This is a genomic window from Streptomyces sp. URMC 129, assembly GCF_051386415.1.
In the GTDB taxonomy this organism is placed as follows: domain Bacteria; phylum Actinomycetota; class Actinomycetes; order Streptomycetales; family Streptomycetaceae; genus Streptomyces.
Window position 1 is genome coordinate 1 of the sequence record NZ_JBPQTQ010000202.1, and the last position, 6,806, is coordinate 6,806.

A 6,806-nucleotide genomic window follows, 5' to 3' on the forward strand; every position below is an offset into this window, starting at 1 on the left:
CCGGCCGGGTGGCGCTCACGGCGCACGTAGCCGCGCCGTTCGAGGTCGTCGACGAGCTGACCGGCCGCCTGTTTGGTGACGCCGAGACGCCGCGCCAATTCGCTGCCGGTCGCGCCGTGCGGGCGCAGCGCCTGGAAGGCCAGACCGTGGACGGGCCGCAGGTCGCCGTACCCGGCGTCGGCGAGGCGGCCGTTGAACTCGCCCAGCAGGAGCTGGAAGGCCAGCCCGAGGAGGAACAACAACTCTGTGTCGTCGTGGGGTCTGCGGGGCCGTGGGGGGGCTTCGTCGTGCACGGGTCCATGGTGACACACGCGCGTCAAGGTGCTTTACTCGTCTCCGTCCGAGCAAGTAAAGCGCCTTGACTCACTGAGGGGGCCGACCACCCATGCGCGTCACCACACCCACCGCCGCCGACGTCTTCACCACGCCCAACGCCGTGATGACCAGCCTGGCCACGCCCAGCCGGGGCACCGACGAGATCAGCGCCTGGACCGTCTCCATGGCACCCGGCGCCACCGGGCCGCGCCACGCCATGGACCGCGAACAGATCTGGCTCCCGCTCTCCGGCGCCATCACCGTCACCACCGGCGACGGCACGCGCCGCGCCGGCCCCGGCCAGGCCGTCCTCCTGCCCCCTGGCGAGGTCCGGCAGATCGCCACCGCGGGCGACGACCCGGCCGAGATCCTGGTCTGCATGGCCAACGGCGGCCGGGCCACCATGGCGGACACCGGGGAGGTTCAGGACCGTTCCCTGGACGGAGTGACGCCCACCGGCGCGGCGGGGGCGTGCGCGGCGACCACGGACGCGGCGGCCCGCCGGGTCCCGGTCCCGGTCCCGCCCCGCCGCTCCGTCCGCGCCGCGACCACCGCCAGCACCAGGGCGCTCGCCGCCATGGCCGCGCCCACCAGGTTGGGCAGGGTCTCGCCGCCGCCCGCGGCGAGCACCAGTCCGCCCAGCCAGGCCGCGATCGCGTTGCCCAGGTTGAACGCCCCGATGTTGACGGCCGACGCCAGCGTCGGCGCCTCCGCCGCGTTGTCCAGGATCCGCTTCTGCAGCGGCGGCACGGCCGCGAAGCCGAAGGCGCCGATCAGGGGCAGCGTCACCGCCGCCGCGACCTTGTCGTGCGCGGTGAACGTGAACACCGCCAGCGCCACCGCCAGCGCGCCCAGCGACGCGTACAGCATCGGCATCAGCGCGCGGTCCGCGTACCGGCCGCCGACGAGGTTCCCGACGACCAGCCCGACGCCGAACAGGACCAGCAGCCACGTGACGCTGCTCTCCGCGTACCCGGCCGCGTCGGTCATCATCGGCGCGATGTAGGTGATCGCGGCGAAGACGCCGCCGAAGCCGAGCACGGTCATCGCCATGGCGAGCAGCACCTGCGCGTTGCGGAACGCCGCCAGCTCGCGCCGCAGCCCGCCCCCGCCGGCCGCGCGCTCCCCGGCCGGGGCGTCCCCGGCGCCGTCCGGCACGAGCGCCGCGACGCCGATCAGCGCCACGACCCCCACGGCCGTGATCGCGGCGAACGTCAGCCGCCAGCTCACCTGCTGGCCCAGCAGGGTCCCGGCGGGCACGCCGACGACGTTGGCCACGGTGAGCCCGGTGAACATCAGGGCGATCGCCCCGGCCCGCCGCTCCGGCGCCACGAGGGTGGCGGCCACCACCGACCCGATGCCGAAGAACGCGCCGTGCGCGAGCGAGGCGATGACCCGCCCGGCCAGCAGCACGCCGAACGCGGGCGCGACGGCGGACACCGCGTTCCCCACGATGAACAGCAGCATCATCGCCATCAGCATCCGCTTGCGGGACACCCGGGCCCCGGCGATCGCCAGGGCGGGAGCGCCGACCATGACGCCGAGCGCGTAGCCGGAGGCGGTGAGACCGGCGGTGGGAACGGACACGCCGAACTCGTCGGACACCTCCGGCAGCAGGCCGGTGACGACGAATTCCGTGGTGCCGATCCCGAAGGCTCCGATGGCCAGGGCCAAGAGCGCGAGGGGCATGAGCCGACCCTCCATGTCTGTGCGGATGAGCATTACAGGCACCGACAATAATTGCAGACGCGCTATAGAGGCAAACGCACTCTATTGCGCCGCTGCGATAGACTCGGCGTGAGGGCGGCGACGCAGCAGCAGGAGCAGCAGGCAGGGAGAGTCAGCGATGACACGTCCGGAACCGGGCCTCGCCCAGGGCTGGTGCGCCCTGTCCGCGCTGCACGACCGCATCGAGGCACACATCGAACGGGCCCTCCAGGCCGCCCACGGGCTGAGCGTCCGCGAGTTCTCCGTGCTGGACGTGCTCAGCCGGCAGCACGACGGCGACGGCGGCCACGTCCGGATGCACGAGCTGGCCGACGCGGTCGTCCTCAGCCAGAGCGCCACCACCCGCCTGGTCAACCGCCTGGAGGACCGTGGCCTCCTCACCCGCTACCTCTGCCCGACCGACCGGCGCGGCATCTACACGAACGTCACCGAGGCCGGCCGCAAGCTCCTGGAAGAGGCCCGCCCCACGAACGAGAGCGCCCTGCGCGAAGCCCTCGACCAGGCCGAGCAACGTCCCGCCCTGGCCCCCCTGGTGGCGGCGGTCCGCACCCTCCGGTCCACCCCGGCGGGCTGAGGAGAAGGTCAAGGCCCCGTCGACGCTGCCGGACGGCACGTATGTGACAAGGGGCATGGTGGCGCCTGCTTCGAGGTGGGCGAGACGGTCATCCACAACCTGGTGACCGACCACCGCGACGAACTCCTGGAGAACGGCTACCGGACACTGACAGGCTCGCGACTGACTCACTTCGAGCGAGTCAGTGGGATGCAGTCGCGGGCGCGGACCGCGGCACGGTTCTCCCGCCGCGCCGTCCTCGACCTCGCGATGCCGCTCCGGGACAGCAACGTCGCACGTCAGGTGCGGTCCCACCGCCTCGGCGCCGCCTGTGGACGACTTCATCCACAGCCTCGTCGACTGGGTCAGCGGCCTGGTCCCGGCCGAGGTACGACGGCGCATCGCGGAGGCGGCCGAGCAGCGGTTCGCCGTCTCCGACGCCCGGATGGCGGACATCGCGAGCGACGTGGTGCGCTGCGCCATCCGGCGACGCCGTCACGCCGCCGCTCAACGCCTCGATCCCGTCCTCCGGCCGGCTCCTGGCCGCGTGTCCGCCCTGGCGGCGGAGCTGGAGAGGGTGAAGCGGGCCCTGCGGCCCTGATCCGGCGACGCGGGCCCGACGTCGCAAGCAGCAGGTGCGGCTTCGGGCCCCGCGCGGCGTAGCGGCCACGGGCGGCGGCGTCCGATTCGTTCAAGACCTCGCGCCCGCCCGGTACCTAGGCTGCCCGGTATGACACCACGACTCGATCTCATCGGCATCGTCACCGACGACCTCACCGCGTCGCTCGCCTTCTACCGGCGGCTGGGGCTGGACATCCCGGAGGGGGTGGAGGACCAGCCGCATGTCGAGGCCGTCCTGCCGGGCGGACTGCGGATCGCCTGGGACACCGCCGAGACCGTCAGGAGCTTCCGCCCGGAGTGGACCCCGGCCCGGGGCGGACAGCGGCTGGGGCTGGCGTTCCTGTGCGACGGACCGGCCGATGTCGACCAGCGGTACGCGGAGCTGACGCGCGCCGGGTACGTGGGGGAGAAGGAGCCCTGGGACGCGGTCTGGGGCCAGCGCTACGCCATCGTCCAGGACCCGGACGGCAACGGCGTCGATCTCTTCGCCCCCCTCGGCTGAGCGGCTGAGCGGGCTGAGCGACGCACCGGAACCGACGCGCCGCGTGCGAGTCGGTCACAACGCGGTCACCGGCACCCCCGCCAGCGCCCGTACCTCCCGCGCCATGTGGGCCTGGTCCGCGTAGCCGGTGCGGGCCGCGACCTCCGCCAGGGGGACGCCGGTCCTGGTCAGCGCCAGCGCGCGCTGCATCCGCAGCACCCGCGCCAGCGTCTTGGGGCCGTAGCCGAACGCCGCCAGGCTCCTGCGCCGCAGCTGCCGTTCGCTCAGGCCCAGCCGCGCGGCCGTCTCCGCGACGCCGAGTCCCCGCCCCAGCGCCACGACCGCCGCGCGCCGCCACGGGCCGGGCGGCCCGGCGCGGCGCAGCCGCCCGGCGGCCACCGACTCCAGCGCGGCGCCGGGGTCGGGCGCGGCGGCCACCCGTTCCGTCAGCTCGCGCACCAGCCGCTCCGGCCACAGGGCGGCCAGCGGCACCCGCGCGTCGGTGAGCTCGTCGGCCGGGACGCCGAAGACGTCCGGCCCGGCGCCCGGCTCGAACCGCACCCCGACGTGGCGCACGCCCGGCGCCCGCACGAAGAGGTGCGCCCGCGTGTCCGGACCGGCGACCGACAGCTCGCCGCCGTTCCACAGCAGATCCATGCAGCCGTCCGGCAGCACCCGCGCGGCGTCCGCGGCGCCGGCCGCGCCGGAGCCGTTGCTCCACACGACCGCCCCGCCGCCCAGCCACGAGGCCCGCTCCCGGTACACGGCACCAGCATGGCACGCTGCCCGCATGCGCCATCTGGGACTGGTCACGCTCGTCGTACCGGACTACGACGAGGCCATCGCGTACTACACGGGCCGCCTCGGCTTCGAACTGCGCGAGGACACAGCGCTCCCGGACAAGCGCTGGGTGGTCGTCGCCCCCGGCCCCGCGGCGCAGACCGGGCTGCTGCTCGCCCGCGCCGCCACCGGCCACCAGCGCGGCCGGGTGGGCGACCAGACCGGCGGCCGGGTCGCGTTCTTCCTCGTCACGGACGACGTCGACGCCGACCTCCGCCGCTTCACCGAGGCGGGCGTGACCGTCGAGCAGCCGCCCAGGGACGAGCCGTACGGACGCGTCGCCGTCTTCACCGACCTCTACGGCAACCGCTGGGACCTCATCCAGCCCGCCGGCGCCGCGCCGGGGGCCTGACGACAGCGAGGAGCGAGGCAGCAAGGCAGCGACGACAGCCCGACGGCACCTCCCGCCCGGATTGCGGGGGTTCGGGGCGCGGGTTAGAACGGAGGCACCACCGGGGGACCCGCCGCCGCACCGAGGGACGGACCATGGCCCACCGCGAGTTCCCGGCTTCGCCCGGCCGCCGCCCGCTCGCCGCGCCCCTCACCCCGGTCGTCGCCCTCCAGCTCTCCGTGGACGGCCTCCCCGGCCGTCTGTGGCTGAAGCTCGAATCGCACCACCCCCACGGCTCCGTCAAGGACCGCACCGCCCTCGCCCTCTGGCGGGACGTCGCCGACCGCGTGCGCCCGGACGCCGGTCTCATCGAGTCCACCTCCGGCAACCTCGGCGTCGCGCTCGCCGCCCTCGCCGCCGCCCACGGCGTCCCGTTCACCGCCGTCACGGACCCCCGCAGCCCCGCCTCCCTCGTCGCCGCCATCCGCGACCTGGGCGGCCACGTCACCACCGTCGACCGGCCCGACGGCGCCGGCGGCTACCTCCTCAGCCGCCTGGCCCACCTACGCGAACGGCTCGCCGCACAGCCCGCCCTCGTCTGGCCCAACCAGTACGCCAATCCGGCCAGCCCCCGCGCCCACGCGCGCGGCACCGCCCCCGAGCTGTGGGCCCAGACCCACGGCCGCCCCACCCGCGTCCTCGTCGCCGTCTCCACCGGCGGCACCCTCGCCGGCTTCCGCGACTTCGTCGCCACCGCCCGCCCCGACTGGCAGCTCGTCGGCGTCGACGTCACCGGCTCCGCCGCCCTCGGCGGCCCCCCGGGCCCGCGCGTTCTGTCCGGCATCGGCGCCAGCCGGCCATCCGCGTTCCTCCCCGGCGGCCACCGCCCCGCCGTCCACGTCAGCGCCCGCCACGCCGTCGCCGCCTGCCTGTGGCTCGCCGACACCACCGGCATCGCCCTCGGCGCCAGCTCCGGCGCCCTGGTCGCCGCCGCGCTGCGCCTCCTGCGCGCCGACCCGTCCCGCCCGGACGTCGCCTGCCTGTGCCCCGACGGCGCCGGCCCCTACCGGGAGACCGTCTACTCCCCGCGCTGGCGGCGCCGCAACGGCGTCGACCCCACCGGAGACGCCGCCCGCGCCATCGCCCACGGGGTCCACGTCGTCGGCACCGGCCGCCTCCCGTACGCCGCCCCCACCACGACCGGGCGGTCCTCATGACGCGCGCCACCGGCCCGGCCCGCGACTGGTACGACCGGGCCGGTGTCCGCACCGGCCCCCGCCGCCGCCTCGGCGACGAACTCGACGCCGGACGCCTCTACTTCCCGCCGGACCTCGTGCCCTACCACGACCACCCCCTCGTGCGGGCCCTCCCCGCCGCCCGCCGCGACGAGCTGCTCGCCCGCCACCTCTTCCACTACCTCACGTTCACCGCCCACTTCGAGACCCGCGTCGTCAACCGCGCCACCGAGCGCATCGCCGCCGGGCGCAGCGGCGTCGACACCGGCACCGACGTCCGCCTCGACGCCTACCGCATCTACTGCGACGAGGGCTACCACTCCCTCTACAGCCTCGACGTCGTCGACCAGATCTCCACCGCCACCGGCATCGCCCCGCTCCCCTACGCCTTCGAGCCCTTCCTCCGGCACCTGGACCGCACCGGCGCCCGCGCCCTCCCCGACAGCCCCGCCCTCGCCCAGATGCTCCAGGTCGTCGTCTTCGAGACCCTCATCACCGCCATCCTCAACGACGTCCCCAAGGACCCCCGCGTCCTCACCGTCGTCCGCGACATCGTCCGCGACCACGCGAAGGACGAAGGCTGGCACCACGCCTTCTTCTCCCGCTTCTTCCGCGACCTGTGGGCCCAGCAGCCGCCCGGCATCCGCACCCGGGTCGCCCGCTGCGCCCCCGCCCTCATCCGCGCCAGCCTCCGCCCCGACC

10 protein-coding genes and 1 pseudogene are annotated in these 6,806 nt (G+C 75.1%); 7 read left to right on the forward strand and 4 right to left on the reverse strand.

The genetic code is table 11. The annotated features are described in order from the left end of the window. Positions 1-293 (reverse strand): MarR family transcriptional regulator (locus ACSNOC_RS26465; protein ID WP_436750100.1); only part of this gene is annotated, 293 nt, incomplete at its 3' end. A gap of 70 nt (positions 294-363) precedes the next feature. After that, positions 364-573 (reverse strand): hypothetical protein, encoded by a 210-nt coding sequence (locus tag ACSNOC_RS26470; protein WP_436750101.1) that lies wholly within the window; start codon positions 571-573, stop codon positions 364-366. Between ACSNOC_RS26470 and ACSNOC_RS26475 the strand changes: the two are divergent. Further along, positions 533-631 (forward strand): annotated as a pseudogene (locus tag ACSNOC_RS26475) (cupin domain-containing protein); the annotation flags it as partial. The gene ACSNOC_RS26470 and the pseudogene ACSNOC_RS26475 sit on opposite strands and share 41 nt — an antisense overlap. Positions 632-738: 107 nt before the next feature. Here the strand turns inward: ACSNOC_RS26475 and ACSNOC_RS26480 are convergent. Then, positions 739-2,004 (reverse strand): MFS transporter, encoded by a 1,266-nt coding sequence (locus tag ACSNOC_RS26480; RefSeq protein WP_436750102.1) that lies wholly within the window; start codon positions 2,002-2,004, stop codon positions 739-741. A 157-nt stretch (positions 2,005-2,161) separates the two neighbouring features. Between ACSNOC_RS26480 and ACSNOC_RS26485 the strand changes: the two genes are divergently transcribed. The 3 genes from ACSNOC_RS26485 to ACSNOC_RS26495 all read left to right on the forward strand — a co-directional run bounded on the left by ACSNOC_RS26485 (position 2,162) and on the right by ACSNOC_RS26495 (position 3,719). Continuing rightward, positions 2,162-2,617 carry a MarR family winged helix-turn-helix transcriptional regulator gene (locus ACSNOC_RS26485; protein WP_436750103.1) on the forward strand — a complete coding sequence of 152 codons (456 nt, stop codon included), beginning with the start codon at positions 2,162-2,164 and terminating at the stop codon, positions 2,615-2,617. A gap of 310 nt (positions 2,618-2,927) precedes the next feature. Beyond that, positions 2,928-3,197, forward strand: coding sequence for a hypothetical protein (locus ACSNOC_RS26490; protein ID WP_436750104.1), 270 nt, complete (start codon positions 2,928-2,930; stop codon positions 3,195-3,197). A gap of 129 nt (positions 3,198-3,326) precedes the next feature. After that, positions 3,327-3,719, forward strand: coding sequence for a VOC family protein (locus ACSNOC_RS26495; RefSeq protein WP_436750105.1), 393 nt, complete (start codon positions 3,327-3,329; stop codon positions 3,717-3,719). 54 nt (positions 3,720-3,773) lie between these two features. On the opposite strand, the gene ACSNOC_RS26500 is transcribed toward ACSNOC_RS26495, so the two are convergent. Then, positions 3,774-4,463, reverse strand: coding sequence for a helix-turn-helix domain-containing protein (locus tag ACSNOC_RS26500; protein ID WP_436750106.1), 690 nt, complete (start codon positions 4,461-4,463; stop codon positions 3,774-3,776). A gap of 25 nt (positions 4,464-4,488) precedes the next feature. On the opposite strand from ACSNOC_RS26500, the gene ACSNOC_RS26505 reads away from it, so the two are divergent. From ACSNOC_RS26505 to ACSNOC_RS26515, 3 genes are all read left to right on the forward strand, one after another. Further along, entirely contained in the window at positions 4,489-4,890 is a 402-nt protein-coding gene (locus ACSNOC_RS26505; RefSeq protein WP_436750107.1) for a VOC family protein, read from the forward strand. Between the two features lie 134 nt (positions 4,891-5,024). Then, complete coding sequence (locus tag ACSNOC_RS26510) at positions 5,025-6,086, forward strand: pyridoxal-phosphate dependent enzyme (RefSeq protein WP_436750108.1); 1,062 nt, start codon at positions 5,025-5,027, stop codon at positions 6,084-6,086. After that, positions 6,083-6,806 (forward strand): diiron oxygenase (locus tag ACSNOC_RS26515; protein WP_436750109.1); only part of this gene is annotated, 724 nt, incomplete at its 3' end. The genes ACSNOC_RS26510 and ACSNOC_RS26515, both read left to right, overlap by 4 nt.

Excerpts from the sequence above, each read along its gene's own strand:
- ACSNOC_RS26470 (WP_436750101.1), bottom strand. The coding sequence starts at position 573 with ATGGCGCCGGAGAGCGGGAGCCAGATCTGTTCGCGGTCCATGGCGTGG.
- ACSNOC_RS26480 (WP_436750102.1), bottom strand. The coding sequence starts at position 2,004 with ATGCCCCTCGCGCTCTTGGCCCTGGCCATCGGAGCCTTCGGGATCGGC.
- ACSNOC_RS26485 (WP_436750103.1), top strand. The coding sequence starts at position 2,162 with ATGACACGTCCGGAACCGGGCCTCGCCCAGGGCTGGTGCGCCCTGTCC.
- ACSNOC_RS26495 (WP_436750105.1), top strand. The coding sequence starts at position 3,327 with ATGACACCACGACTCGATCTCATCGGCATCGTCACCGACGACCTCACC.
- ACSNOC_RS26505 (WP_436750107.1), top strand. The coding sequence starts at position 4,489 with ATGCGCCATCTGGGACTGGTCACGCTCGTCGTACCGGACTACGACGAG.
- ACSNOC_RS26510 (WP_436750108.1), top strand. The coding sequence starts at position 5,025 with ATGGCCCACCGCGAGTTCCCGGCTTCGCCCGGCCGCCGCCCGCTCGCC.